The following is a 26880-nucleotide window of genomic DNA, read 5'->3' on the forward strand; positions in this document are numbered from 1 at the left end:
CAGATCACCCCTCCTTCTTCGGGAGTTGGCCACTTTCCTTGAGGGCTTTGGTCACTTCCGGCGGCATATAGTTCTCGTCGTGCTTGGCCAGTACCTCGTCAGCCACCAGCACGCCGTCGGCGTTGAGCTTGCCGAGGGCAACAATGCCCTGCCCTTCGCGGAACAGGTCGGGAAGGATGCCGTGGTAGCGGATGGTCACGCTCTTGGCGAAGTCGGTGACCACGAACTGCACGTCCAGAGAGTCGCCGGTGCGTTGCACAGAGCCCTTCTCGACCATTCCGCCAGCACGAATACGGGTGTCCTGCGGGGCCTCGCCGTTGGCGATCTGGGTCGGGGTGTAAAACAGATTGATGTTCTGCTGCAGCGCGGACAGCGCCAGCGCCACGGCGACGCCCACACCCGCCACGATGGCCAGGATGATGAACAGGCGCTTCTTGCGTACCGGATTCACTTCGACTCCTCCCGGCGCAAACGACGCGCCTCGTCTTGCAGGTAACGGCGCCGCGCTATCAATGGCATGGCGACGTTGATGGCCAGTACCGCGAGGCTGATGCCATAGGCGGTCCAGACATACAGACCATGGTTACCCATGGCGAGAAATTCGGTGAAGGAAGAAAAACTCATCAGACCTTACCCACTTGTGCCTGAATCTCGGCCTTGGCCCAACTGGCGCGGGACTCGCGCTTGAGCACCTCCAGGCGCATCCGCATCAGCATCACGGCACCGAAGAAGCAGTAGAAGCCGAGCACCATGATCAGCAGCGGCAACCACATTTCCGGCGGCATGGCCGGCTTCTCGGTGATCTTGAAGGTGGCCGGCTGGTGCAGGGTGTTCCACCACTCCACCGAGTACTTGATGATCGGGATGTTGATTACGCCGACGATGGCCAGCACTGCGCAGGCCTTTGCGGCGCTGTCACGATTGCTGATCGCCTGGCCGAGGGCAATGACACCGAAGTACAGGAAAAGAAGGATGAGCATCGACGTAAGGCGGGCATCCCAGACCCACCAGGCGCCCCAGGTAGGCTTGCCCCAGATGGCACCGGTGACCAGCGCGACGAAGGTCATCCAGGCGCCGATGGGCGCGGCGGCCTGCAAGGCGACGTCGGCCAGTTTCATCTTCCAGACCAGGCCAACCACCCCGCACACGGCGAGCATGATGTAGCAGGACTGGGCGAGGAAGGCTGCCGGCACGTGGATATAGATGATGCGGAAGCTGTTGCCCTGCTGGTAGTCAGGCGGTGCGAAGGCCAGGCCCCAGACCAGGCCGAGGGTGATCAGGCTCACCGCGCCCCAGGCGAACCAGGGCAGCCAGCGGCCGCTGATCCCGTAGAACCATTTCGGCGAGCCAAGCTTGTGGAACCACGTCCAGTTCATCGGGGCCACCTGCTTGGCGCTGAGGCCATTTCGGACATCGGCAGTTTTCTCATCAGGGCAACTCTGTTTCTTATTCGCCGACACTGATGGTCAGGCCGGCGGCAATGGCAAAGGGTGTCAGGGTCACCGCCAGGGCGGTGAGACTCGCCAGCCACAACAGGTGGCCGACTGTCGGCAGTCCTTGCAGGGCCGCCTGCAACGCTCCGCTGCCAAGAATCAGCACCGGGATGTACAGCGGCAGGATCAGCAATGCCAGCAGCAGGCCGCCACGTTTGAGGCCTACAGTCAGCGCGGCGCCCACGGCACCCAGCAGGCTCAACACCGGCGTACCGAGCAGCAGCGAGAGCAACAGCACCGGCAGGCAGCGTGCCGGCAGACCGAGCATCAGCGCCAGCAACGGTGCCAGCAATACCAGGGCCAATCCGGAAAACAGCCAGTGTGCCAGCACCTTGGCCAACACCAGAAGCGGCAGGGGGTGCGGCGAAACGACCCACTGTTCCAGCGAACCATCTTCGAAATCACTGCGGAAAAGCCCGTCCAGCGAGAGCAGCACGGCCAACAGGGCCGCTACCCATACAAGGCCGGGGGAAAGGCTTTGCAACAATTGGGTCTCGGGGCCAACAGCCAGGGGGAACAATGCGACCACTATGGCGAAGAACACCAGAGGGTTAGCCAATTCCGCCGGACGGCGTACCAGCAGGCGGGCTTCCCGGGCAACCAGCAAGGTAAAGACGTTGCTCATGCGCGGCGCTGCCCCAGGTCAAGTTCGCGATAACCGGAAGGCACATGGCCCATGCTGTGGTGAGTCGTGAACACCACCAATCCGCCCTGCTCGCAATGCCGCGCCAGGTGCAACTCCAACTGGGCGACACCCTGTTTGTCGAGGGCGGTGAAGGGTTCGTCGAGAATCCACAGGGGCGGCGCATCCAGGTACAGGCGTGCCAGGGCAACGCGGCGCTGCTGGCCGGCGGACAAGGTATGGCAGGGTACGTCTTCGAAACCGCGCAAGCCCACGGCTTCCAGCGCATGCCAGATGGCGTCGCGCTCGGCGGGCTGGTGCAGGGCACAGAGCCAGCGCAGATTTTCTTCTGGGGTCAGCAACCCCTTGATGCCAGCGGCATGGCCGATCCAGAGGAGGTTGCGCGCCAGTTCGCTGCGCTGGCTGGCCAGCGGCTTGCCGTTCAGGCGGACTTCCCCGGCGGTGGGCTGCATCAGGCCGCAGAGCAGGCGCAACAGGCTGGTCTTGCCGCTGCCGTTGGGGCCGGCGACCTGGAGCATCTCGCCCCGGGCCAGTTGCAGGTCCAGCCGCTCGAACAGCAGACGCCAGTCCCGCTCGCAGGCGAGGGCCACGGTCTCGAGATAGGGACTGGTCACGGCATGGATACCCGGGGTGTATTCAAGTCAGGGAGGTGCCGGCCGCTATAATGGAGAACTCCAAAGCTCGCGGCCGACCCGGACGGGGCGGCATTATACATGCCACACCCCACCCCCGAAGCGAGCTTTTTCGACAGGTTGTAACCCTTTCATGACCGAAATCAGCGGCGTGCGCCCTCTCCCCCCCAGCCAGCCCGTTTCCCGCCCCGTGCAGAACGCGGTGGACATGGCGCTCAAGCTCCTGCAGCCCCTGGACGGCCTGCTGGCTGCCGGCGAAAGTGCCGATGCCGAAGTCATTGCCCTGAAAGAAGCGGCACAGAGCTTCCAGGTGCTGCTCAAGCTGACTCTGGCCAATGGCACCCAGACCACCCTGGAAGCCAGCAGCCCGCGCCCCTTGGTCCAGGGCAGCCTGCTTAATGTCACCGCGCTCTCGGATACCCGCCTGACCATGGCCCTCAAAGGCGGCGAACGCGCCCTCGGCAGTCTCGACCTCGATCTGCTGCCCGTGGGTACCCTGGTCCAGGGCAAGGTGGTGTCCAGCGAACTGACGGCCCAAGGCAAGGCCCAGGCAGCGGTCTACAAGGTGCTGGTCAATGTCCTCAACACCCCTCTGGCTGGAAACCAGCTGAATATCGAGAGCCCACGGCCATTGGCGATCGGCAGCCTGCTCAGCGCCCAGGTCCAGGGCAGCCAGATGCTGCAGTTTCTGCCCCTGGCGGCGCAGCTGGATCAGCTCGAACTCACTCAGCAACTGGCCGGGCAGCAGAGCCGTCAGGGCTCGCTCGACGTGCTGATCGGGGCCTTGCAGACCACCGGCCGGCAGAACCTGCCGGAAAACCTGCGGGCCGCCATGGATAAATTGCTCGGCGCCCTGCCCGACATCCGTCAGCTCGGTGACCCCAAGGTACTGGCCGCAGCCCTGGAGAACAGCGGCGCCCTGCTGGAGTCACGCCTGCTGGGCGGTCAGACCAGCGCCCTGCCGCAGGACTTCAAGGCCAACCTGCTGCGCCTGGTCGCGCAACTGCTGCCAGCCCTGCCAACGCCTGGCGCCCTGCCGACCACAGGCACCAGCAACGCCATGGCCCAGGCCCTGCCGGCCTTCATTCGTAGTGCCCTGGGCGCCCTCGGCCAGGCCAACGCCCGCCAGCAGGCGCTGAGCTTTCCCCTGCCTTCGCGCCTGGCGCAGACAGCCGAGGAAGAAGGCGATCTGGAAACCCTGCTCAAACTGGCTGCGGCTGCCGTGTCCCGACTGCAGACTCACCAGCTTTCCAGCCTGGCCCAGACCCAGGTGACCCCCGAAGGCAACTTGCTGACCACCTGGCAACTGGAAGTGCCGATGCGCAATCAGCAGGAAATCGTTCCGCTACAGATAAAACTGCAACAGGAGCAAGACAGCCGGCAGGAGAAGAACGAACGCAAGGAAAGCCTCTGGCGCATCGAACTCGCCTTCGACCTGGAGCCGCTTGGACCACTACAGGTCCAGGCCCAACTGGCGCAGGGCAGTCTGTCCAGCCAACTCTGGGCAGAACGCGCCGACACCGCCGGATTGATCGACCGCGAACTACCGAACCTTCGCGAGCGCCTGCTGGCGGCCGGACTCACCGTCGGCGATCTGGCCTGCACCCAGGGCAAACCACCCCGCGGACAGAGAACCAACCTGGAACAGCGCTGGGTGGACGAAACAGCATGATTCCCACGCCCTTGAATGCGTTCAGCTTCGTCGGCTTCACATTTGCCAGGAAGTCGGGATGAGCAAGAAACCGCGCCAGGCCATCGCCCTCTCCTACGACGGCGTCAGCGCCCCCAACCTGACTGCCAAGGGTGACGACGAGCTGGCTGAAGCCATCCTCGCCATCGCCCGCGAGTACGAGGTGCCCATCTACGAGAACGCCGAACTGGTGCGCCTGCTGGCGCGACTGGAACTGGGGGACGCCATTCCCGACGCGCTCTACCGCACCATCGCGGAGATCATCGCCTTCGCCTGGTACCTCAGGGGCAAGTGTCCGGCCGGCTTCGACCCCGACGCCGAGCGCGACGTCTCTGCGCCCCCTCCCCTGCTCAGCGGACCGGCCGATTGAACACCAGGCGCTCGCCCTCCAGGCCCTTGCCCTGGGGGAAGTCCTGCAGTTGCCAGGCGAAGTAACCCTCGCGGAAATAGAAGACCTGCCGGTAACCCCAGCTCACCGCCATCCTCACGGCTTCCGCGCCGTGGGGGCAGACCTCGCTGTCGCAGTAGATCACCAGGGGCATCTGGCGCGGCCATTGCGGCTGGGCCAGGTCACTGAAACGGTCGAGCAGGTCGAGATGCAGGGCACCGTGGATATGACCCCAGGTCCATTCGCGGGTCGGTCGCACATCGATGAATATCGCCCCGCGCTCATACAGGTAGCGAGCCTGCAGCACGTTGACCGTCATGGCGCCCTCTACTTCCATGGGGGCTTCCTGGGCGTGTAGATAAGGCACCAGGCACAAGAGCAGAATTGGAAGTAGACGCATCGCCGGACCTCCCCGGAGAGAAGCCCCGGAATTTCAGCTTAGGTCAGGCGTACGGGGGGGATTCGGAACGATTGGAATGGAACAGGAATGGCTTAAGAACAGCGGGCACTAAGACGCGCCGAGTCCGGATTTCGGGGACAAAGGTCAGCCGCGATCCTTCTGGGCCTGGTGCAGCTTGCTTACCAACTCGGCTTCGGCCTTGGTCAGGCCACAGGAATGGGTGAGGTCGTCGACGCTGGCGCCAAGTCCCACCAAGCGCGCAGCCTGCGAGAAGGAAAGGCTGCTGGGGTCACGCTGTTCGATCCGGCTGAGCTTGTCCGGCAAGGGTGCCACCACGCGGCGTAGCTCGTGGAGCTCCTCGCCCATGCGCACGCTGCCTTCCAGATAGGCGTCGAGGCGACGTCCCAGATCCTTGAACTTCTGGTCGCGCACTGCGTCGCGCTGGGCCTGCGCCTCTACTTCCTGGCGCAGGCGCTTGGCCAGCCAGTAGCAAGTCACGCCCAAGCCGATGCAGGCCAGGGCAAGGGCCACCGCGAGCAGTGCAATCCAGATCAACTCAGATACTCTCCAGCTCCGACCACTCTTCTTCGCTCATCATCTTGTCCAGCTCGACGAGGATCAGCAGCTCGCCGTTCTTGTTGCAGACGCCCTGGATGAACTTGGCGGATTCGTCATTGCCGACATTGGGTGCAGTCTCGATCTCCGACTGGCGCAGATAGACCACCTCGGCCACGCTGTCGACCAGGATGCCGACCACCTGCTTGTCAGCCTCGATGATGACGATGCGGGTGTTGTCCGTCACCGGCGCCGGGCCGAGACCGAAGCGTTGACGGGTGTCGATCACGGTCACTACGTTGCCGCGCAGGTTGATGATACCCAGCACGTAGCTCGGCGCCCCCGGCACCGGTGCGATCTCGGTGTAACGCAGGACTTCCTGCACCTGCATCACGTTGATGCCGTAGGTTTCGTTGTCCAGGCGGAAAGTCACCCATTGCAGGATGGGATCTTCGGCACCTTGAGCGGACGATTTCTTCATGTTCCCTAGCCTCTCTTGAGCCACCCTGGGCGGCGGTCGCGGGTTATTCCCGCTGTTGTGTTCATGGGGCCCCGTACGGCACAGGGCCTCCCCCTCAATTCAGCGACATGCGCTTGGTGGCGCCGCTGGCGATCAGCTCGGCCAGTGCGGAAACGTCCAGCAACGCACACATATGTTCGATCACGGTACCGGCCAACCAGGGCCTTTGGCTACGCTGGCTGCGCCATTTGATTTCATTCGGGTCCAGGCGGATGGAGCGGCTGACCTGGTGCACCGCCAACCCCCACTCGTAACCCTGCACCGAAATCACGTACTGCAGGCCTTCGCGGAAATCGTCGCGGTAGCGTTCGGGCATCACCCAGCGCGCGGTATCCAGCACCTTCAGGTTGCCCGCCTGGCACGGCAGTATGCCGAGGAACCAGTCCGGCTGCCCGAATAAAGGCGTCAGCTCCTGCCCGGCCAGCGGGTAAATGGAGCCAAGGGACACCAACGGAACGGCCAGCGTCAGGCCGGCGACATCGAACAGCAGGCACTCGAAGGGCTCTTCGCCCCACGCCGGGCGCCCACCGGCGACCAGTGCCGGAACATCGGACTGGAGTGCGCCCGGCATACCGAGTTCCACCAGCGGTTCAACGCGCGCCTGCACGGTCTCGGGCCTGGCCTCGGCCACAGTCGGCATGAGGACTTCCGGTTCCAGGACCAGCAGCGGCTCCACTTCCGGCTCCGGCGCAACCAGTACCGGTGCGGCCAGCGGCTCGAGCGCCCGCACAGACGCAGCCTCCAGCACGCGGGTCAGTCGTGCATCGCGGACCTGCTCTTCCAGCACCGCGGCTTCGAACTCTTCCCGGCTGGTGCTTTCGGCCAGCTCGACCGACGCCTCGTGCAGCAACGCATCCAGGTACGACTGCAGGGCCAGTTGCGGGCGGGTAGCGGTAGCGAGGGGACGACTCATGTTGGGAACCCACAGGATTGATCTGTAGAGCCTATCGGCAGGCGGCGCCCTTCACTTGAGCTCCGGCGGTCGACGATGCGATTCATCTCAAGCCACCTGGGTAGCCGGCCGTTGGCTGAGCAAGTGCTTGAGCAAGGCTCGGTAAGCGATCACGCCACGACTGTTGGCATCGTACTGGGACGGCGTGACACCGGCGCGACTGGCATCCCGCAAGCGAGTATCCACCGGGATATAGGCCTGCCAGAGGTTCTCCGGGTAGTTGTTGCGCAGCACCTTGAGGGTATTGAGCGACGCCTGGGTCCGACGGTCGAACAGGGTCGGCACGATGGTGTACGGCAACGCCTGCTTGCGCGAGCGGTTGATCATGGCCAGGGTACTGACCATGCGCTCCAGCCCCTTCACTGCGAGGAACTCGGTCTGCACCGGAATGACCAGCTGCTGGCTCGCGGCCAGGGCGTTGACCATGAGTACGCCGAGCAGTGGCGGACTGTCGATGATGGCGTGGTCGAACTGCTGCCAGAGTTGCGCCAGGCTCTTGGCGATCACCAGCCCGAGGCCGTTCTGCCCCGGCGACTGACGCTCCAGTGTCGCCAGCGCTGTGCTGGACGGCAGCAGGGAAATACGTTCGTGGCTGGTCTGCAGCAACAGTTCACGCGGGAGGCCATCGGGCACGGTGCCTTGTTGCAGGAACAAGTCGAAGCAGCTGTGTTCCAGCGTATCCGGGTCATGCCCGAAATAGCTGGTCATCGAGCCATGCGGGTCGAGGTCCACTACCACGACTCGCTTGCCGGCATCGGCCAGCAGGCCCGCCAGGGCGATGGATGTGGTGGTCTTGCCGACTCCACCTTTTTGGTTGGCTACTGCCCAGACTCTCATCTTCATCATCCTCCCGGCTGTGCTACTGCGCCGAGAATCAGCACCTGCCCTACGGGGCCGGTGACGGGGAATTGACGGCACCCGTTGCAGGGGCCTGTGCTGGCGCTGCTGGTGCAGGTTGCGTGCCAGCCCGCTGCAAGGCGCTATCCGGTTTGGCATTGGCGCTGCCGACACCGCTTACACTGCGGCGCACATCGAGATTGCGGGAAATCACCAACACGACCCGGCGATTGCGCGCCCGACCTTCGGCGGTGGCGTTGTCGGCAATCGGCTGGAACTCACCATAACCCACCGCAGCCAGGCGGTTGGCTGCAAGACCATCCATCGCCAGCATGCGCACGATGCTCGCGGCACGCGCCGCGGACAGCTCCCAGTTGGACGGAAACTGCGACGTGGCGATGGGCAGGTTGTCGGTAAAGCCTTCGACATGAACCGGGTTGTCGTAGGGTGCCAGAATCCTGGCGACCCTCTCGATGAGGTTGAAGGCCGCATCATTGGGAATGGCGTCACCGCTGGGAAACAGCAGGCTGGAGTTCATCTCGATCTCCACCCAGAGTTCATTGCCACGCACGTTCAACTGCTCGGACTTGATCAGGTCGCCGAAGGCATCGCGCACGCCCTGGGCAATTTCCTGCAGCGGGTCGACGCCCGGGTCGTCAATGGAGGTCTGACTGCGTTCGCTTTCCTCCACCATGCTCCGGTCCGGCTCGGTGGTGCGGGGCTTTTCCTCACCCACCGGTATCGGCTTGATCGAACGATCCGGCTGGTTGAACACGCCCACCAGGGTTTCCGAGAGAATCTTGTACTTGCCTTCGTTGATCGAAGAAATGGAGTACATCACCACGAAGAAGGCGAACAACAGCGTGATGAAGTCCGCGTAGGACACCAGCCAGCGTTCGTGATTCTCGTGTTCTTCCTGATGCCGCCTGCGCGCCATGGCCGGTTCCTCAATCCATGAAGCCCTGAAGCTTGAGTTCGATGGAGCGCGGGTTCTCGCCCTCGGCGATGGAGAGAATGCCCTCCAGCAGCATTTCGCGGTAACGCGACTGGCGCATCGCGACGGATTTCAGCTTGTTGCCGATGGGCAGCAGCAGCAGGTTGGCGAAGCCGACGCCATAGATGGTCGCGACGAAGGCCACAGCGATGCCGCCGCCCAACTGGCTGGGATCGGCCAGATTACCCATGACATGGATCAGGCCCATGACGGCACCGATGATGCCGATGGTGGGCGCGTAACCGCCCATGCTCTCGAACACCTTGGCGGCCTGCAGGTCGCGGCCTTCCTGGGTGAAAAGGTCGACTTCAAGGATGCTGCGGATGGACTCCGGCTCGGCGCCATCCACCAGCAGCTGCAGGCCTTTGCGGGCGAACGGATCGGATTCGTTGTCAGCGACCGGTTCCAGGCCCAACAGGCCTTCCTTGCGCGCGGTCATGCTCCAGTTCACTACGCGGGTGATGCCACCGGCAAGGTCGACCTGGGGCGGGAAGAGTATCCAGCGAATGATGACCAGGGCGCGCTTGAAGATGTTCATGGGCGTCTGCAGGAACGCTGCGCCCAGGGTGCCACCCAGTACGATGAGCGCCGCCGGCCCATTGAGCAGGGCCGCAGCGTGGCCGCCTTCGAGGTAATTGCCGCCGATGATGGCGACGAAGGCCAGGATTACCCCGATGAGGCTTAGTACATCCATTACCTGGGTTTCTCCATCACATGCACGCCTCGACCAGGTGGCGGCCGATGTCATCCAGGCCATAGACGGCGTCGGCCAGGTTGGCCTTCACCACCGCCATGGGCATGCCGTAGATCACGCAACTGGCTTCGTCCTGGGCCCAGACCTGGCTGCCGCCCTGCTTGAGCAGACGCGCACCTTCACGGCCATCGGCGCCCATGCCGGTCAACACCACCGCCAGGACCTTGTCGTTGTAGGACTTGGCTGCGGAGCCAAAGGTGATGTCCACGCAGGGCTTGTAGTTCAGGCGCTCGTCACCGGGCAGGATACGAACCACACCGCGTGTATCGACCATCATTTGCTTGCCGCCGGGGGCCAGCAGGGCCAGGCCGGGGCGCAGCACATCGCCGTCCTCGGCTTCCTTGACGGAAATCCGGCAGAGCTTGTCCAGGCGCTCGGCGAAAGCCTTGGTGAAGGCCGCCGGCATGTGCTGGACCAGCACCAGGGGCGCAGGGAAATTGGCCGGCAATTGGGTGAGCACGCGTTGCAGGGCAACCGGCCCGCCGGTGGAGGTGCCGATGGCTACCAGCCGGTAGGCCTTACGCTTTGGGGCCGCAGAACTGGCCGGAGCCGCCGGGGCGGCGTGGCTCGGTTGCACCGGCGCATGGAGTGGACGCGCCGGGGTGCTCGGTACCGCCGTCGGAGTCGTATGCGACGAAGCACTGAAGCTGCTGTAGCGACGGTTGCTGCGCGCAATGCTGTGGACCTTCTCGCAGAGCAACTGCTTGACCTTCTCGGGCGTGCGCGAGATGTCCTCGAAGTTCTTCGGCAGGAAGTCCACTGCACCGGCGTCCAGAGCGTCAAGGGTGACGCGGGCGCCTTCGTGGGTCAGCGAGGAGAACATCAGGACCGGGGTCGGGCAGCGCTGCATGATGTGCCGCACCGCGGTGATGCCGTCCATCATCGGCATCTCGTAGTCCATAGTGATGACGTCGGGCTTGAGTGCCTGCGCCTGGTCGATGGCCTCACGGCCATTCGTGGCGGTACCGACCACCTGGATATTGGGGTCGGAAGAAAGGATTTCCGTGACACGGCGGCGGAAGAACCCGGAGTCATCCACCACCAGAACCTTGACTGCCATAAGAATAAAGCTCCTAGAAGGCGGCCATTCCTGGCCGCCCCAGATCAACCGCGGCGTGCGTAATGCTTGAGCATGCTCGGCACGTCGAGGATCAGCGCGATACGGCCATCGCCGGTAATGGTGGCGCCGGACATGCCAGGCGTGCCCTGGAGCATCTTGCCCAGGGGTTTGATCACCACCTCTTCCTGACCCACCAACTGGTCGACCACGAACCCGATGCGCTGGGTGCCCACGGAGAGGATCACCACATGGCCCTCGCCCTGCTCTTCCACCGCCGCGTCACGCACCAGCCAGCGCTTGAGATAGAACAGCGGCAATGCCTTGTCGCGGACGATCACCACTTCCTGGCCGTCCACCACATTGGTGCGCGACAGGTCGAGGTGGAAGATCTCGTTGACGTTCACCAGCGGGAAGGCGAAGGCCTGGTTGCCCAGCATCACCATCAGGGTCGGCATGATCGCCAGGGTCAGCGGAACCTTGATGACGATCTTCGAGCCGTGGCCCTTCTGCGAGAACACGTTCACCGTGCCATTGAGCTGGGAGATCTTGGTCTTCACCACGTCCATGCCGACACCGCGGCCGGACACGTCGGAAATCTCGGTCTTGGTCGAGAAGCCCGGGGCGAAGATCAGGTTGTAGCACTCCAGCTCGGTCAGACGCTCGGCAGCATCCTTGTCCAGCAGCCCCTTCTCTACCGCCTTGGCGCGCAGCACGGCTGCATCCATTCCCTTGCCGTCGTCGGTGATCATCAGGAGGATGTGGTCGCCTTCCTGCTCGGCGGAGAGCACCACCCGGCCGGTGCGCGACTTGCCAGCGACCTCACGCTCCTCGGGAGACTCGATGCCGTGGTCGACGGCGTTGCGCACCAGATGCACCAACGGGTCGGCCAGGGCTTCGACCAGGTTCTTGTCCAGGTCGGTTTCCTCGCCCACGAGTTCGAGGTTGATTTCCTTTTTCAGGTTGCGTGCCAGGTCGCGGACCAGACGCGGGAAGCGACCGAAGACCTTCTTGATCGGCTGCATCCGCGTCTTCATCACCGCGGTCTGCAGGTCGGCGGTGACCACATCCAGGTTGGACACGGCCTTCGCCATGGACTCGTCACCGCTGTTGGCGCCCAGGCGCACCAGGCGGTTACGCACCAGCACCAGCTCGCCGACCATGTTCATGATCTCGTCCAGGCGCGCGGTATCCACCCGGACGGTGGTTTCCGCTTCGCTGGCCACGGCCGGACCAGCAGCGCCGTTGCCGCCAGCGGTCGCAGCCGGTTGGCGAGGTGCGGAGGCAGGCGCCGGTTCAGCCTTGGCCTTGACCGCGGGCTTGGGCACCGGTGCGGGCGCGGGAGCCGGGCGGCTCGCGGCAGGCGCGACAACCGCTTCTTCGGCGGCGCCGTTGAACTTGCCCTTGCCGTGCAACTGATCGAGCAGCGCTTCGAACTCGTCGTCGGTGATGTTCTCGCCGCCGTTCGCGGCCGCGGCCGCGGCCGAAGCAGTAGGCGTGACCGGCGCGACCGGAGCACTCGCGGCCACGTCCGTGGCGCCGTTGAACTTGCCCTTGCCGTGCAGTTGGTCGAGCAGGTCCTCGAACTCATCGTCGGAGATTTCGTCACCCGCGCCGGCCATAGCCGGAGCAGCCTTAGCGGCATGGGCGGAGATGGCGGCTTCCGGCTCCACGGCAGCGACGAACTTGCCCTTGCCATGCAGCTGGTCAAGCAGCGCTTCGAACTCGTCGTCGGTAATTTCATCAGCGGCAGCAGCGGCCGGTTCGGCGACGCCACCTGCGTTGTCACCCAGGGCGTCCAGCAGCTGCTCGAACTCGCTGTCGGTGATATCGGCGTTCGCTTCGACGGGAGCAGGCGCCTCGATCACAGGAGCAGGCGCAGGTTCGGCGCCAGCCGGCTCGGCCAGGCGCGACAGGGCAGCCAGCAACTCCGCAGTGGCAGGTGTAGGTTCGCTGCGCTCGCGCACTTCGGTGAACATTTCGTTGACCGTGTCCAGCGCCTGCAGCACCACATCCATCAGCTCGGCATCCACGCGGCGCTCGCCCTTGCGCAGGATGTCGAAGACGTTTTCGGCGATGTGGCAGCACTCCACCAGGGCGTTGAGCTGGAGGAAACCAGCCCCCCCTTTCACGGTATGGAAACCACGGAAAATCGCGTTGAGCAGGTCCATGTCGTCCGGGCGGCTTTCCAGCTCGACCAGCTGCTCGGAGAGTTGCTCCAAAATTTCGCCGGCCTCTACCAGGAAGTCCTGGAGGATTTCTTCATCGGCGTCGAAGCTCATATGAGCGCTCCCTAAAAGCCTAGGCTGGATAGCAGATCGTCGACGTCGTCCTGTCCGGACACCACGTCTTCACGTATATCGGCATGGATCTGCGGACCTTCACCCCTGGAAGGACTTTTTTGTTGTTCCAGTTCGGCGCGCAGCGCGTTGTGGTCGTGTTCGATACCGGCATAGCGATCCACCTGGCTGGCCATCAGCACCAGCTTGACCAGGTTGCTTTCCACCTCGGTCACCAGTTGGGTCACGCGCTTGATCACCTGGCCGGTGAGGTCCTGGTAATCCTGGGCGAGCAGGATTTCGTTGAGCTTGCCGGACAGCGCGTCAGTGTCCCGCTGGCTGCGGGCGAGGAACTGTTCGATACGGCGAGCCAGTTCACGGAAACCGTCCGCGCCGATTTCCCGGCGCATGAAGCGGCCCCACTCATCCCCCAGCTGCTGGGCTTCATCGCTCAGGCCGTTGAGCAGCGGCGCGCTTTCCTCCACCAGATCCATGGTGCGGTTGGCGGCCTTCTCGGTCATCTTCACGACATAGGAAAGCCGGTCGGTCGCGTCAGCGATCTGCGACATTTCCTGGGAGTGCGGCAGGTGCGGGTCGATCTGGAAGTTGACGATGGCGTTGTGCAGTTCGCGCGTCAGCTTGCCAACTTCCTGGTAAAGGCCGCGGTCACGGACCTGATTGAGTTCGTGGATGAGTTGCACGGCGTCAGTGAAATTGCCCTTCTCGAGGCTATCTACCAATTCTCGCGCGCGGGTTTTCAGGGTCGACTCGAAGTCTCCCAGCAGGTGTTCGTTCTGGTCCATGGTGCCCTCGCGGCCGACATCAGCCGTTGACCCGCTCGAAGATCTTCTCGATTTTTTCTTTCAGGACCTGGGCAGTGAAAGGCTTGACCACATAGCCGTTCACCCCGGCCTGGGCCGCCTCGATGATCTGGTCGCGCTTGGCCTCGGCGGTCACCATCAGGACCGGCAGGTGCTTCAGGCGCTCATCCGCACGCACCGCGCGCAGCAGGTCGATGCCGGTCATGCCGGGCATGTTCCAGTCGGTCACGAGGAAATCGAAGTTGCCGCTGTGCAACATCGGCAGAGCCGTAGTGCCGTCGTCGGCTTCGGCGGTATTGGTGAAGCCCAAGTCGCGCAAGAGGTTCTTGATGATGCGTCTCATCGTCGAGAAATCGTCAACGATGAGGATTTTCATGTTCTTGTCCAAGTCGACCTCCGTACAGTCTCAAACGCCCCTCTTGCCGGGTGCGCCGTTCAAATCTGGCAGTGGTGTGCCGTTCAGCGCGCGCGCCATTCAGCGAGCCTTGCGCGCAGGCGTGCCGCACACTGGCTATGCAACTGGCTGACTCGCGATTCGCTGACCCCCAGCACCTCACCGATTTCCTTCAAGTTCAGTTCTTCGTCGTAATACAGCGCCAGCACCAGGCGCTCACGCTCCGGCAGGTTCGCGATGGCATCAGCCAGCGCAGCCTGGAAGCGGTCTTCTTCCAGATCATGGGAAGGTGAGAATTGGGTGATACCGGCGTCCTCGTGCACGCCGCCCTGCTCGCCGTCCTGCAACAGGTCGTCGAAGCTGAACAGGCGGCTGCCCAAGGTGTCGCTCAGGATGCCGTAGTAGTCTTCGAGACTCAATCCAAGTTCGGCAGCAACTTCCTGATCTTTAGCGTCGCGTCCTGTTCTGGCTTCAATCGTACGGATGGCGTCGCTCACCATGCGGGTATTGCGGTGCACCGAACGCGGTGCCCAGTCGCCCTTGCGGACCTCGTCGAGCATGGCCCCGCGAATGCGGATGCCGGCGAAAGTCTCGAAACTCGCGCCCTTGCTGCTGTCGTATTTCTTCGAGGCTTCGAGCAAGCCGATCATCCCGGACTGCATCAGGTCTTCCACCTGAACGCTGGCCGGCAGGCGCGCAAGCAAGTGATAGGCGATTCGCTTGACCAGGGGCGCGTAGCGCTCGATCAGCTGATGTTGCGAATCCCTTGCCTGAGCCTTGCCGTACATACGCAGTCCAGTGGCGGGTGTCATACGGGGCTTTCCGCGGAGGGCTGTTTGACCAGCCGCTCGACGAAGAACTCCAGGTGGCCCCGCGGATTGGCCGGCAGCGGCCAGCTGTCGACCTTCTGCGCGATGGCCTTGAAGGCCAGCGAGCACTTCGAGCGCGGGAAGGCTTCATAGACCGCACGCTGCTTCTGTACGGCCTTGCGCACCGACTCGTCATAGGGAACAGCGCCCACATACTGCAGCGCGACGTCGAGGAAACGGTCGGTGACCTTGGTCAGTTTGGCGAACAGGTTGCGCCCTTCCTGCGGGCTGTGGGCCATGTTGGCCAGCACGCGGAAGCGGCTCATGCCGTAATCGCGGTTGAGCAACTTGATCAGCGCATAGGCGTCGGTGATCGAAGTCGGCTCGTCGCAGACCACCACGATCACCTCCTGGGCCGCGCGAACGAAGCTGACCACCGAATCGCCGATGCCGGCGGCGGTGTCGATCACCAGCACGTCGAGGTTGTCGCTGATATCGCTGAATGCCTGGATCAGGCCGGCGTGCTGCATGGGCGAAAGCTGCACCATGCTCTGGGTGCCGGAGGCGGCCGGGACGATGCGGATGCCCCCCGGTCCCTGCAACAGCACGTCGCGCAGGTCACATTCGCCATTGATCACATCGGCCAGGGTGCGCTTGGCGGTGAGGCCGAGCAGGACGTCGACATTGGCCAGGCCAAGGTCGGCGTCCAACAACATGACGCGACGGCCGAGTTCGGCCAGGGCCAGTGAAAGGTTCACCGACACGTTGGTCTTACCGACGCCGCCCTTGCCGCCGGTCACCGCGATCACCTGTACGGGATGCATACTACCCATTTCAAATACCTTGCCTTAGGGGCCATTTGGCGGTCCAGCACCGCCCCTCGGGGGGCGGTTCACAATTCTTCAACCGGCGCGACGCGCCGGATTCTGGTAGAGGCCGGCGAACAGATCGGCCATTGCCTCTTCACTCGGGTCTTCAGGCGCCTGGAGGCTGACTGCGCGGCTCACCAGCTGATGGCTGCGGGGAACCTGCAGATCATCCGGAATTCGCGGGCCGTCGGCCAGATAGGCTACCGGGAGATGCTGGCCGATAGCCAGCCCCAAAACCTCGCCCAGACTGGCCGCTTCGTCTGCCTTGGTAATGACGCAACCGACCAGGCCGCAACGTTTGTAGCTGTGATAGGCCGCCTTGAGCACCTGGCTCTGGCTGGTGGCGGCCATCACCAGGTAATTCTTCGCGTTTATCGCCCGGCTGGCCAGGGCTTCGAGCTGCATGGCCAGGGCCGGATCGTTGCCCGGCAGGCCGGCGGTATCGATCAGTACCACGCGCTTGCGGACCAGCGGCGCCAGGGCCTGGGTCAGAGACTGACCCGGATCGACCAGGGTCACCGGCACATTGAGAATGCGGCCAAGGGTCTTGATCTGCTCCTGGGCGCCGATGCGGAAGCTGTCCATGCTCACCAGGGCGACGCTCTGGGCGCCGTACTTGAGCACGTAGCGGGCGGCCAGCTTGGCCAGGGTGGTGGTCTTGCCCATGCCGGCAGGGCCGACCAGCGCAATCACACCGCCCTCTTCCATCGGTTCGATCTGCGGCGTGCGAATGGCATGGGCCAGGTGTGCCAGCAGCATGCGCCAGGCCTGACGCGGTTCGTTGACCTTGGCCACCTTGTCCAGCAGGGCGCGGGCCAGTTCAGCCGGCAGCCCCATGCGCTGTAGGCGGCGCCAGAGGCTGGCCTGTTGCGGACGACGGCTCTGCATCTGGCCCCAGGCGATGGAGCCCAGTTGCACTTCGATCAGTTCACGCAGGCCGCTCAACTCGAAACGCATGGCATCCAGGGCAGCCTGGTCTACAGCGGCGGATCGGGGCGCACTGACCGGCTCCACCGGGCGGGTCACCGGGCGTGGGCGGCTCATGGCGGCGGCCAGGGCGGCTTCCGGCAATTCCGACTCTATGGCGGTCAGGGGTTCGCCGGCGAACAATTGACGGTCCTTGCCAGCGTCAGCCTGGGCACGGGTGGTCAGCTCGGCCTGCGCCTCGGCGATGCGTGCCTGAGTCTTGCGCAACTCGGCCTCGAGCGCGGGGTTGGGCTTGCTCGGGGCCGGAGCGGGCATCGGGTAGTCCAGCGCCGCGGTCAGCTCGACACCGCCGGCGACCCGACGATTACCGATGATGGCGGCATCCGCGCCCAGTTCATCACGCACCAACTTCATGGCTTGACGCATATCGGCGGCGAAGAAGCGTTTGACCTGCATGGTCTTTGACCTCGGTTAGTTCTGCCCCACAGTCGCGACTATGGTGACCTGCTTGTTGTCCGGTATTTCCTGGTAGGCCAGTACGTGCATGGTCGGCACGGCGAGCCTTGCGAAGCGCGACATCATCGCCCGGATAGGCCCGGCCACCAGCAGGATCGCCTGCTTGCCGAGCATTTCCTGGCGCTGCGCCGCTTCCACCAGGGAACGTTGCAGCTTCTCGGCCATTCCGGGTTCGAGGAGAACGCCATCTTCCGAACCTTGTCCGGCCTTCTGCAGACTATTGAGCAATATCTGTTCCAACCTGGGTTCCAGAGTAATCACAGGCAGCTCCGGCTCTAGTCCCACAATGCTTTGCACGATTGCGCGGGCCAGCGACACGCGAACCGCCGCCACCAGAGCGGCGGGATCTTGACTCTTGGGCGCCACATTGGCGATGGCTTCGGCGATGGTGCGGATGTCGCGTACCGGCACCTGTTCCTGCAACAGCGCCTGGAGCACCTTCAGCAAGGTCGACAGCGAAATCATGCCCGGCACCAGCTCTTCGGCGAGGCGCGGCGAACTCTTGGCCAGGTTCTGCATCAGTTGCTGGACTTCTTCATGGCCCAGCAGCTCGTGAGCGTGCTTGTGCAGCACCTGGTTCAGGTGCGTAGCGACCACGGTGCTCGCATCGACCACCGTGTAGCCGAGGGATTGCGCCTGGTCGCGCTGGCTGGCGTCGATCCATACCGCTTCCAGCCCGAATGCCGGGTCCTTGGCGGCGACGCCATTGAGGGGGCCGAACACCTGGCCGGGGTTGATCGCCAGCTCGCGGTCCGGGTAGACCTCCGCCTCGGCCACGCTGACGCCCATCAGGGTCAGGCGATAGGCGTTGGGCAGCAGGTCGAGGTTGTCGCGGATATGCACCGAAGGCATCAGGAAGCCCATCTCCTGGGACAGCTTCTTGCGAACCCCCTTGATCCGCGCCAGCAACTGACCACCCTGGTTACGGTCTACCAACGGAATCAGCCGGTAGCCGACTTCCAGGCCCACCAGGTCGACCGGGATCACGTCGTCCCAACCCAGTTCCTTGGTTTCCTGCGCGCGCTGGGCGGGCAACAGCTCCTGCTGGCGCTTTTCTTCCTGGACAGCCTCTTCCGTGACCTTCTTCTGTTTCTGCCAAATCCACCAGGCGCCACCGGCAGCCACCAGGCCCAGGCCGATGAAGGACACATGGGGCATGCCGGGCACCAGGCCCATGGCGATAAGGATCGCAGCGGACACCGCCAGGGCCTTGGGCGAAGCGAACATCTGACGGTTGACCTGCTGGCCCATGTCCTCGGAGGAGGACACGCGGGTCACCATGATCGCCGCCGCGGTGGACAGCAGCAGCGAAGGAATCTGCGCCACCAGGCCGTCACCGATGGTCAGCAGGGAATAGATTCGGCCGGCGTCGCTGAAGCTCAGGCCATGCTGCAGCATGCCGATGGCCACACCACCGATCAGGTTGATGAAAAGGATCAGCAAACCTGCGATGGCGTCACCGCGAACGAACTTGCTGGCACCGTCCATGGAGCCGTAGAAGTCGGCCTCCTGGGATACTTCGGCACGGCGCTTCTTGGCGTCGGCCTGGTCGATCAGGCCGGCGTTGAGGTCGGCGTCGATCGCCATCTGCTTGCCGGGCATGGCATCCAGGGTGAAACGCGCGCTCACCTCGGAGATACGCCCGGCACCTTTGGTGACCACCACGAAGTTGATGATCATCAGGATCGCAAAGACCACGGCACCAACCACGTAGTTGCCACCCACCACCACGTCGCCGAAGGCCTGAATCACCTTGCCCGCGGCGTCGTGACCGTCCTGGCCGTGGAGCAGTACCACGCGGGTGGAGGCGACGTTCAGCGCCAGGCGCAAGAGGGTCGCCACCAAAAGGATGGTGGGGAAGACCGCGAAGTCCAGCGGCCGCATGGCGTACACGCTGACCAGCAGCACAACGATGGACAGGGCGATGTTGAAGGTAAAGAAAACGTCCAGCAGGAACGGCGGCACCGGCAGGGTCATCATGCCCAGCATCACCAGGACCAGCAGCGGCACGCCGAGGTTGCCACGCCCCATGCCCACCAGGTTGTTGCGGACATTGCCGATCAGTTGCGTACGATCCACTGCTACTCCCCTACCCCTTTCGCGAAGCATTGCCCCGCACATCCAATCTTTTGACGCCAGACGGCGTCTTGATCCCCCTGTGCAAGAAGCTTTCCAACTTCGTTAAGGGGTTGATTGCAAGGGAGTAAGGAGCTCTTCCCGTGGGGGCGAATTCATTCGCAAAGGGAAGCGAAGCTGCCCCATCGGACTTTGCCGGGCAGGCCTTCGACCTGCTTAGCGAATGAATTCGCCCCCACAGAAAAGCGACCAGCTCAGGGGTAGCGTCACTCGTCGCGCCGCAAATCCGGCGGGATCGGCAGGTTGTTCAGCGGTGCCGGGCGTTTGCCGCGGCCGGCGCGGAACTGCTTGAGCTGATACACGTAGGCCAGCACCTGGGCCACGGCCAGGTAGAGGCCGGCGGGGATTTCCTGATCCAGCTCAGTGGAGTAGTAGACCGCCCGCGCCAGGGCCGGAGACTCCAGCACCATCACCTGGCTCTCCTGGGCGATCTCGCGGATCTTCAACGCGGTGAAATCATTGCCTTTGGCTAGCAACACCGGCGCACCACCCTTTTCGGCGTCGTACTTCAGGGCCACGGCGAAGTGGGTCGGGTTGGTGATGACCACGTCAGCCTGCGGCACGGCAGCCATCATTCGGCGCTCGGCCATTTCCCGCTGCAGGCGACGGATGCGCGACTTGACCTCAGGCTTGCCCTCGGTGTCCTTGTACTCGTCGCGCACCTCCTGCTTGGTCATCATCAACTTCTGCTTGTTGTCCCAGAGCTGGAACGGCACGTCCACGGCAGCGATCAGGATCAGGCCACAGGCCAGCCATACCGCGCTCCAGCCCACCACCTGGACGCTGTGGAGGATGGCCATGTCCAGGGGTTCATGGGCGATAGCCAGGAGATCGTCGCGGTCGGAGCTGAGTACCGCCAGCGCCACTAGCAGGATCAGCACGAACTTGGCCAGCGCCTTGAGCAGCTCAGCCAGCGCGTGCAGCGAGAACATTCGCTTGAGTCCGGACAACGGATTCATCCGGCTGAACTTGGGCATCAGGGCTTCGGTGGAGAACAGCCAACCGCCAAGGGAAATAGGGCCGGCGATGGACACCACGAGCAGGGTGATCAGCAACGGCAGCAAGGCATCCAGCGCCATCTTGCCGGACATCAGCAGCCAGATGCCCATGCTGCGCTCATCCATCAACACCGCGCGCGGCAGGTCGAAGTTGGACTGCATCAGCTTCATCAGCATGTCTGCCAGCCCCCCGCCGCTGGCCAGCAGACCACCCGCCCCGGCCAGGGTCACAGCGAGGGTATTGAGCTCACGGGAACGGGCGATCTGGCCCTTGTCGCGGGCCTCCTGCAACCGTTTCCCTGTGGGTTCCTCGCTCTTGTCCGCCCCGCTCTCACTCTCCGCCATGGAAAACTACCTGCGTTGCCAATGCTGCGCTGAGGACGGCCTCAACATGCTCATTTACCGTCGGAAACCGGGATGACGTGTTCATCGCGCCCTTGCCATCTCGCGCATAAGCTGGAGGGCGTCGCTGGCCAGGACCTGATACTGGGTGAGGATGTCGGCCAGGCCGATCCAGACGATCACCAGCCCCAACGCGAGGGTCAGGGGGAAACCAATGGAGAAGATGTTCAACTGCGGCGCCGCGCGGGTCATCACGCCGAAGGCCAGGTTCACCACCAGCAGCGCAGTAACCGCCGGCAAGGACAGCAGCAGGCCCGCCCCCATGACCCAGCCGAGCTTGCCGGCGACTTCCCAGTGATGGTTGGTCAGCAATCCGCCGCCCACCGGCAAGGTGACGAAGCTTTCGGCCAATATCTCGAAGACCACCAGGTGGCCGTTCATGGACAGGAACAACAAGGTCACCAGCATCAGATAGAACTGGCCGAGCACCGGCACCGAAACGCCATTGGTGGGATCGACCATGGACGCGAAGCCCAGGCCCATCTGCATGGAAATGATCTGACCGGCCACCACGAACGCGTGAAAGAACAGTTGCAGCACGAAGCCGAGCAACGCGCCGACCAGTATCTGCTCGCCAATCAGCAGGATGTTTCCCAGGTTGATGGCGTCCACCTGCGGCATTGGCGGCAGCGTTGGCACCAGCACCACGGCAATGGCCAGCGCGAGGTACAGGCGAACCCTCGTCGGCACCAGCTGGGTACCGATGATCGGCATGGTCATCAGCAGCGCGGCGATGCGGAACAGCGGGAGCAGGAAGCTGCCGACCCAGCCACCGATCTGTGCGTCGCTGAGTTCGAGCATGGTCAGCCGATCAACATCGGGATGTTCTGATAGAGCGTCTGGATGTACTCCATCAGTTGGCGGGTCATCCAGGGGCCAGCCCAGATCAAGGTGAGCAGCATCACCAGCAGGCGCGGCAGGAAGCTCAGGGTCTGCTCGTTGATCTGGGTGGCCGCCTGGAACATGGCAACGATGAGGCCCACAACCAGGCTCGGCACCACCAGGATGGCGACGATCAGGCAGGTCAGCCAGAGCGCCTCACGGAACAGGTCGACCGCAACTTCAGGGGTCATCGCGAGCCTCCTATACGCCGCCGAAACTGCCGGCAAGGGTGCCGATGATCAATGCCCAGCCATCCACCAGGACGAAGAGCATGATTTTGAACGGCAGGGAGATGATCAGCGGAGACAGCATCATCATGCCCATCGCCATGAGCACGCTGGCGACCACCAGGTCGATGATCAGGAACGGGATGAAGATCATGAAGCCGATCTGGAATGCCGTCTTCAGCTCGGAGGTGACGAAGGCCGGGACCAGGATGGTCAGCGGCGCCTCATCCGCGCTGGCGATGTCGGTGCGCTTGGACAGACGCATGAACAGGTCCAGGTCGCTGGCGCGGGTCTGCGCCAACATGAAGTTCTTGATCGGCACTTCCGCCTTGGCCACTGCGTCCTGTGCCGTCATCTGCTCGTTGAGATAGGGCTGCAGGGCATCGCGATTCACCTGGTCGAACACCGGCGCCATGATGAACATGGTCAGGAACAGCGCCAGGCCGACAAGGATCTGGTTCGACGGCGTCTGCTGCAAGCCAAGCGCCTGGCGCAGGATGGAGAAGACAATGATGATCCGCGTGAAGCTGGTCATCAGCATGACGAACGCGGGGATGAAACTCAGCGCCGTCATGATCAGCAGGATCTGCAGGCTTACCGAGTACTCCTGCTGGCCTTCCGGATTGGTGGACAGCGTAATGGCGGGCACCGACAAGGGGTTGTCGGCGCCCAGAGCCAGGGGCGCGGCCAGCACCAGCAGCAGCGCGATGAGAAGGCGGTGCAGGGGCATCAATGCTTGTCCTTGCCGAGCAGTTCCATCAGACGTTGGGCGAATTCCGGGCTGGCGACTTCGGCGTCGGCCTGGGGCACGGGCTCGTTCAGCACATGCAGCGGCGTGATACGCCCGGCGCTGAGGCCCAGCAGAATCTGCTCTCCCCCCACCTGGACCAGCACCAGCCGATCTCGCGGGCCCAGCGCCTGGCTGGCCACCAACTTGATCACCTGGCCGCCACGCGGCCCGAGCTGCTGTACACGGCGCAGCAGCCAGGCGAGCAGGAAGATCAGCCCCACCACCAGCAACAGACCGAGCGCGAGTTGCCCAAGCTGGGCGGCCATGCCAGTACCAGCCTGGGCCGCAGCGGCGGCGGGCGCCGGAGCGGTCGCGGCGGTTTCGGCGGCGAAGGCGGTCATGGGGAAGAGAAACAGCCCCGCGAGAAGAAAACGGCGCATGGTTTCAGCGCAGCTTCTTGATGCGTTCGCTTGGGCTGATCACGTCAGTCAGCCGGATACCGAACTTCTCGTTGACCACTACCACTTCGCCATGGGCGATCAGGGTGCCGTTGACCAGCACGTCCAGCGGCTCGCCAGCCAGGCGGTCGAGCTCGATCACCGAGCCCTGGTTGAGCTGCAGCAGGTTGCGGATGGTGATATCGGTATTGCCCACTTCCATGGAAATGGACACCGGAATATCCAGGATCACGTCCAGGTTGGGGCCGTCCAGGCTCACCGGACCGTTGGCCTTGGGTGCGCTGCCGAACTCTTCCATTGGGGCGCGCGGCGAACTGGGGGCGCTGCCGCCACCCTGGTTCATCAGCGCGTCGATATCGTCCTGGGACGCGTCGCCGGCTTCGGCCAGGGCGGCAGCCCATTCGTCGGCCAGGGCCTGCTCTTCGGGAGTGGTAGTGTCCATGTCGTTTGCCATCGCTTGACCTCGGCTGGCTCTGAATTCGTGGGTAGCGCGCAATCAGCGCTGGCGTTCGATCGGTTCGAGGATCTGCAGCGACAGGTTGCCCTTGTGCGACCCCAGCTTGGCCTTGAAGGCCGGCACGCCATTGGCGCGCATGATCATGTGTTCGGGCAGCTCCACCGGAATTACGTCGCCCGGCTGCATGTGCAGGATGTCCCGCAGCTTGAGCTGGCGACGCACTACGGTGGCACCCACCGGCACGCTGACGTCGAGGATGTCTTCGCGCAGGGCCTTGATCCAGCGTTCGTCCTGGTCGTCGACATCGGACTGGAAGCCGGCGTCGAGCATCTCCCGGATCGGCTCGATCATCGAATAGGGCATGGTGATGTGCAGGTCGCCACCGCCGCCGTCCAGTTCGATATGGAAGGTGGAAACCACCACCACTTCGCTCGGGCTGACGATATTGGCCAGGGCCGGGTTCACTTCCGAGTTGATGTACTCGAAGTTCACGTCCATCACGGCGTGCCAGGCTTCGGCCAGGTCGACGAAGGCCTGGTCCAGCACCATACGGACCACGCGCAACTCGGTTGGGGTGAACTCGCGCCCCTCGATCTTGGCGTGGCGACCGTCGCCGCCAAAGAAGTTGTCCACCAGCTTGAACACCAGCTTGGCGTCGAGGATGAACAGCGAGGTGCCCCGCAGCGGCTTCATCTTCACCAGGTTGAGGCTGGTGGGGACATAGAGCGAGTGCACGTACTCGCCGAACTTCATCACCTGCACGCCACCTACCGCCACGTCGGCGGAACGACGCAGCAGGTTGAACATGCTGATGCGGGTATAGCGGGCGAAGCGCTCGTTGATCATTTCCAGGGTCGGCATGCGCCCCCGGACGATGCGGTCCTGACTGGTCAGGTCATAGCTTTTGACACTGGTCGGGTCCGCATCGGTTTCGGTTTCAACCAGGCCGTCGTCGACGCCGTGCAACAGCGCGTCGATTTCGTCCTGGGACAGCAGGTCTTGAACAGCCATGGTTGTACCTTGCCTACTGCAATACGAAGTTGGTGAAGAGCACTTGTTCGACGGTCATCGCGCCTGTTTCCTGCTTGGCCAGTTCCTGCACGGTGGCGGTGGCCTGCTGGCGCAGCATCTCCTTGCCCACCGGCGTGGCCAGGGTTTCGAAGTTCTGGCTGGAGAACAGCATGACCAGCTTGTTGCGCAGCACCGGCATATGCACCTTGAGGGCGTCCATCTGGGCCTGGTCACGGGTCATTAGCGCAACGCTCACCTGCATGTATCGCTGGCGGCCGTTCTGGTTGAAGTTCACCACGAAGGCAGGGGCCAGCTCCTGGTAGATGGCAGGCTGCTTGGTCGGTGCACTGGTGGCCTCTTCTTTGGCCGGTTCGGCGCCCTTATCGCCACCGCTGAGGAAGAACCAGGTAGCGCCCACCGACAGGCCGATTGCCAGCAACAGCGCAACCACGCCCAGAATGATGAGCTTCAGCTTGCTCTTACCGCCTGCTGCACCGCCCTCTGCCGAGGCCTTCGCTTCTTTCTTCGCCATGCCAATAATCCGTCGCCGAACGGGGCAAGCCCGCCTTTTCCTGGGGAATGAGCAAGTGTTATGCCAGCCCGCCGTCCAATCGGCAGGTCAGGCAATTGCTCTCAGGGCTGCGGATATACCAGTGTCGGGGGGCGACTGTCACGGGGTTCCCTCTCCCTGAAGAGGAGAGGGACCGGGGGAGAGGGCGTCAGGCGTAGAAATCCACCAATCCCCGCCCACCACTTGTCGAGGCCGGGCGGATCTCGCTGTGGCTCACCGAGATATCTTCGTCACTGCTCCCACCAAAGTCGGCACGGCCGCCGGCAGATCGGCGCTCGCCGTCACCGCCCTGCCCTTGCCAGCCACGATTCAGGGACTGGTCGGAAACGTTCACATCGAGCTGGTTCATGCCCTGCTGGGCGAACAGGTCGCGCAGGCGGTGCATCTGCCCTTCCAGCGCATCGCGCACGTTGGCATTGGGACTGGCGAAGGTCACTTGGGTCTGGTCCTGGGTCATGTTCACCCGTACTTCGAGGCGGCCCAGCTCTTGAGGATCGAGCTGGATCTCGGCGGACTTGAGGTTCTGGCTGGACAACCACATCACCCGATCCACCACCGCTTCGCTCCAGCCCCCTTGCTGCATGGCCACCGGCTGTCCCGGCACCAAGGTCGGCGCGCGCTGGGCCTGGGCGGTCTGCTGGCTGATGGCCTGACTCAAGGCATTGAGGCGGTTGGCGAGCAGTTCGTTACGCACCTCTCCCTTGTTCTCGCCAAGCCCATCGGCCAACTCGACCGAAAGCTCGGAGGACGACAGCGCCTTATCCAGCTCGCCCTCACCGGCTTCCAGCGGTTCATCGGCGAAGGCTGCCAGGGCACTGGCGAAATCCTGGTCCGCGCCAGGCGCAGCATGAGCCGCGTTCTGCACCTGCTGGGCTGCTGCCTGGGCCGCCTGGGCACCCTGGTCCAGGGCCATCTTCACCGCCGGCAGGCCGTTGAGCTGATCGAGGTCCGGGTCGAGGGCGGCTTCGCTCAGGGTGGCCGGCGCCAAGCTGTTCACCGGCGGCGCAACGGACAGGGCCGACAGCGCCTCGGCGGCGCCATCCGCCTCGACCGGTGCGGCATCGACGGGCAGTTGGCCAGTTATTCCCATGAGCAGCAGCGGGTCCATCACAGGCTCTTCGGGAGCTTCTTTGGTGTCGCCTTCTTCGGCCGGCAAGGGCTTGCCGCTATCGGCAACGGCCGGCTGGCTAGTGGCAGGATCTGTCGCCAGCTTTTCCTGGCTTGGGGCATCATCCGACTTGGCCTTGGCTTGCTTTGCAGCCGCCTCGCTACGTTCAGCGGCCTTGGCCTGACGTTCTTTCGCGTACATCTGGGAGAAGCTGGAAGCCTCGCCCTTACTGGTTTCCGCCGGTTTTTCCGGGACTTTTGCGGCCGGTGCTTTCGGCTTCACCTCAGGCCTGGCCTGAAGAAGCAGATCGGGGGCAACGGGCATGGGCACTCTCCGCTCGGGTTGGTTCGTGCCAAGGGAATAGCAAAGG

General features: G+C 63.7%; 31 protein-coding genes. 2 read left to right on the forward strand and 29 right to left on the reverse strand.

Annotation, left to right across the window (positions count from 1 at the left end; all coding sequences use genetic code 11):
- Positions 1 to 4: 4 nt before the first annotated feature.
- The 5 genes from ccmE to ccmA all read right to left on the reverse strand — a co-directional run bounded on the left by ccmE (position 5) and on the right by ccmA (position 2750).
- A complete protein-coding gene (gene ccmE, locus E8F20_RS03830; RefSeq protein WP_280282518.1) occupies positions 5 to 451 on the reverse strand; it encodes a cytochrome c maturation protein CcmE in 447 nt (148 codons plus the stop codon).
- The gene (gene ccmD / locus E8F20_RS03835; protein WP_028626580.1) at positions 448 to 624 is read right to left on the reverse strand and encodes a heme exporter protein CcmD; all 177 of its coding nucleotides are present in this window, start codon (positions 622 to 624) and stop codon (positions 448 to 450) included. The genes ccmE and ccmD overlap by 4 nt, the downstream gene beginning before the upstream one ends.
- The gene (locus tag E8F20_RS03840; RefSeq protein WP_280282519.1) at positions 624 to 1376 is read right to left on the reverse strand and encodes a heme ABC transporter permease; all 753 of its coding nucleotides are present in this window, start codon (positions 1374 to 1376) and stop codon (positions 624 to 626) included. The genes ccmD and E8F20_RS03840 overlap by 1 nt, the downstream gene beginning before the upstream one ends.
- 70 nt (positions 1377 to 1446) lie before the next feature.
- On the reverse strand, positions 1447 to 2118 hold the full coding sequence (gene ccmB, locus E8F20_RS03845) for a heme exporter protein CcmB (RefSeq protein WP_028626578.1): 672 nt from the start codon (positions 2116 to 2118) through the stop codon (positions 1447 to 1449).
- Positions 2115 to 2750, reverse strand: a complete 636-nt coding sequence (gene ccmA, locus E8F20_RS03850; protein ID WP_280282520.1) for a cytochrome c biogenesis heme-transporting ATPase CcmA — start codon at positions 2748 to 2750, stop codon at positions 2115 to 2117. The genes ccmB and ccmA overlap by 4 nt, the downstream gene beginning before the upstream one ends.
- A 151-nt stretch (positions 2751 to 2901) precedes the next feature.
- Between ccmA and E8F20_RS03855 the strand changes: the two genes are divergently transcribed.
- Both E8F20_RS03855 and E8F20_RS03860 read left to right on the forward strand, forming a co-directional pair.
- The gene (locus E8F20_RS03855; RefSeq protein WP_280282521.1) at positions 2902 to 4440 is read left to right on the forward strand and encodes a flagellar hook-length control protein FliK; all 1539 of its coding nucleotides are present in this window, start codon (positions 2902 to 2904) and stop codon (positions 4438 to 4440) included.
- A gap of 58 nt (positions 4441 to 4498) precedes the next feature.
- Positions 4499 to 4828 carry an EscU/YscU/HrcU family type III secretion system export apparatus switch protein gene (locus E8F20_RS03860; protein WP_280282522.1) on the forward strand — a complete coding sequence of 110 codons (330 nt, stop codon included), beginning with the start codon at positions 4499 to 4501 and terminating at the stop codon, positions 4826 to 4828.
- Here the strand turns inward: E8F20_RS03860 and E8F20_RS03865 are convergent.
- The 24 genes from E8F20_RS03865 to E8F20_RS03980 form a co-directional block, all read right to left on the reverse strand.
- Entirely contained in the window at positions 4809 to 5246 is a 438-nt protein-coding gene (locus tag E8F20_RS03865) for a rhodanese-like domain-containing protein (RefSeq protein WP_280282523.1), read from the reverse strand. The genes E8F20_RS03860 and E8F20_RS03865 overlap by 20 nt on opposite strands.
- 144 nt (positions 5247 to 5390) lie before the next feature.
- On the reverse strand, positions 5391 to 5801 hold the full coding sequence (locus E8F20_RS03870; protein WP_028626573.1) for a DUF2802 domain-containing protein: 411 nt from the start codon (positions 5799 to 5801) through the stop codon (positions 5391 to 5393).
- Position 5802: 1 nt separating this feature from the next.
- Positions 5803 to 6282, reverse strand: coding sequence for a chemotaxis protein CheW (locus E8F20_RS03875; RefSeq protein ID WP_016493839.1), 480 nt, complete (start codon positions 6280 to 6282; stop codon positions 5803 to 5805).
- A 94-nt stretch (positions 6283 to 6376) separates the two neighbouring features.
- Positions 6377 to 7234: a CheW domain-containing protein gene (locus tag E8F20_RS03880; RefSeq protein ID WP_280282524.1), complete on the reverse strand. Its 858-nt coding sequence runs from the start codon at positions 7232 to 7234 to the stop codon at positions 6377 to 6379.
- An 87-nt stretch (positions 7235 to 7321) separates the two neighbouring features.
- A complete protein-coding gene (locus tag E8F20_RS03885; protein ID WP_280282525.1) occupies positions 7322 to 8110 on the reverse strand; it encodes a ParA family protein in 789 nt (262 codons plus the stop codon).
- Between the two features lie 49 nt (positions 8111 to 8159).
- Entirely contained in the window at positions 8160 to 9047 is an 888-nt protein-coding gene (gene motD / locus E8F20_RS03890) for a flagellar motor protein MotD (RefSeq protein ID WP_280282526.1), read from the reverse strand.
- A gap of 10 nt (positions 9048 to 9057) precedes the next feature.
- Entirely contained in the window at positions 9058 to 9798 is a 741-nt protein-coding gene (locus E8F20_RS03895; RefSeq protein WP_280282527.1) for a flagellar motor protein, read from the reverse strand.
- Positions 9799 to 9814: 16 nt separating this feature from the next.
- Positions 9815 to 10918, reverse strand: coding sequence for a chemotaxis response regulator protein-glutamate methylesterase (locus E8F20_RS03900; protein ID WP_280282528.1), 1104 nt, complete (start codon positions 10916 to 10918; stop codon positions 9815 to 9817).
- Positions 10919 to 10962: 44 nt separating this feature from the next.
- Positions 10963 to 13197, reverse strand: a complete 2235-nt coding sequence (locus E8F20_RS03905; RefSeq protein ID WP_280282529.1) for a chemotaxis protein CheA — start codon at positions 13195 to 13197, stop codon at positions 10963 to 10965.
- Positions 13198 to 13208: 11 nt separating this feature from the next.
- Positions 13209 to 13997, reverse strand: a complete 789-nt coding sequence (locus E8F20_RS03910; RefSeq protein WP_028626566.1) for a protein phosphatase CheZ — start codon at positions 13995 to 13997, stop codon at positions 13209 to 13211.
- A gap of 19 nt (positions 13998 to 14016) precedes the next feature.
- The gene (locus tag E8F20_RS03915; protein WP_003083073.1) at positions 14017 to 14391 is read right to left on the reverse strand and encodes a chemotaxis response regulator CheY; all 375 of its coding nucleotides are present in this window, start codon (positions 14389 to 14391) and stop codon (positions 14017 to 14019) included.
- A gap of 83 nt (positions 14392 to 14474) precedes the next feature.
- Positions 14475 to 15221 carry an RNA polymerase sigma factor FliA gene (gene fliA, locus E8F20_RS03920; RefSeq protein WP_280282530.1) on the reverse strand — a complete coding sequence of 249 codons (747 nt, stop codon included), beginning with the start codon at positions 15219 to 15221 and terminating at the stop codon, positions 14475 to 14477.
- Positions 15218 to 16051 carry a flagellar synthesis regulator FleN gene (gene fleN / locus E8F20_RS03925; protein WP_280282531.1) on the reverse strand — a complete coding sequence of 278 codons (834 nt, stop codon included), beginning with the start codon at positions 16049 to 16051 and terminating at the stop codon, positions 15218 to 15220. Before fleN ends, fliA begins: the two co-directional genes overlap by 4 nt.
- Positions 16052 to 16120: 69 nt before the next feature.
- Positions 16121 to 17470 (reverse strand): flagellar biosynthesis protein FlhF, encoded by a 1350-nt coding sequence (gene flhF, locus E8F20_RS03930; RefSeq protein ID WP_280282532.1) that lies wholly within the window; start codon positions 17468 to 17470, stop codon positions 16121 to 16123.
- 15 nt (positions 17471 to 17485) lie between these two features.
- Positions 17486 to 19609 (reverse strand): flagellar biosynthesis protein FlhA, encoded by a 2124-nt coding sequence (flhA, locus tag E8F20_RS03935; protein WP_280282533.1) that lies wholly within the window; start codon positions 19607 to 19609, stop codon positions 17486 to 17488.
- 263 nt (positions 19610 to 19872) lie between these two features.
- Positions 19873 to 21009: a flagellar biosynthesis protein FlhB gene (gene flhB, locus E8F20_RS03940; RefSeq protein WP_280282534.1), complete on the reverse strand. Its 1137-nt coding sequence runs from the start codon at positions 21007 to 21009 to the stop codon at positions 19873 to 19875.
- 81 nt (positions 21010 to 21090) lie between these two features.
- Positions 21091 to 21867 (reverse strand): flagellar biosynthetic protein FliR, encoded by a 777-nt coding sequence (gene fliR, locus E8F20_RS03945; protein WP_280282535.1) that lies wholly within the window; start codon positions 21865 to 21867, stop codon positions 21091 to 21093.
- Positions 21868 to 21869: 2 nt separating this feature from the next.
- A complete protein-coding gene (gene fliQ, locus E8F20_RS03950; protein WP_028626559.1) occupies positions 21870 to 22139 on the reverse strand; it encodes a flagellar biosynthesis protein FliQ in 270 nt (89 codons plus the stop codon).
- A gap of 10 nt (positions 22140 to 22149) precedes the next feature.
- Positions 22150 to 22905: a flagellar type III secretion system pore protein FliP gene (fliP, locus tag E8F20_RS03955; protein ID WP_280282536.1), complete on the reverse strand. Its 756-nt coding sequence runs from the start codon at positions 22903 to 22905 to the stop codon at positions 22150 to 22152.
- On the reverse strand, positions 22905 to 23345 hold the full coding sequence (fliO, locus tag E8F20_RS03960; RefSeq protein WP_280282537.1) for a flagellar biosynthetic protein FliO: 441 nt from the start codon (positions 23343 to 23345) through the stop codon (positions 22905 to 22907). The genes fliP and fliO overlap by 1 nt, the downstream gene beginning before the upstream one ends.
- A 4-nt stretch (positions 23346 to 23349) precedes the next feature.
- A complete protein-coding gene (gene fliN / locus E8F20_RS03965; RefSeq protein WP_280282538.1) occupies positions 23350 to 23817 on the reverse strand; it encodes a flagellar motor switch protein FliN in 468 nt (155 codons plus the stop codon).
- Between the two features lie 42 nt (positions 23818 to 23859).
- A complete protein-coding gene (gene fliM / locus E8F20_RS03970) occupies positions 23860 to 24831 on the reverse strand; it encodes a flagellar motor switch protein FliM (RefSeq protein ID WP_028626555.1) in 972 nt (323 codons plus the stop codon).
- Between the two features lie 13 nt (positions 24832 to 24844).
- On the reverse strand, positions 24845 to 25363 hold the full coding sequence (fliL, locus tag E8F20_RS03975; protein ID WP_280282539.1) for a flagellar basal body-associated protein FliL: 519 nt from the start codon (positions 25361 to 25363) through the stop codon (positions 24845 to 24847).
- A gap of 187 nt (positions 25364 to 25550) precedes the next feature.
- A complete protein-coding gene (locus E8F20_RS03980) occupies positions 25551 to 26834 on the reverse strand; it encodes a flagellar hook-length control protein FliK (RefSeq protein WP_280282540.1) in 1284 nt (427 codons plus the stop codon).
- Positions 26835 to 26880: the final 46 nt, after the last annotated feature.

Source organism: Pseudomonas sp. BN415, assembly GCF_029871195.1.
GTDB lineage: Bacteria > Pseudomonadota > Gammaproteobacteria > Pseudomonadales > Pseudomonadaceae > Metapseudomonas > Metapseudomonas resinovorans.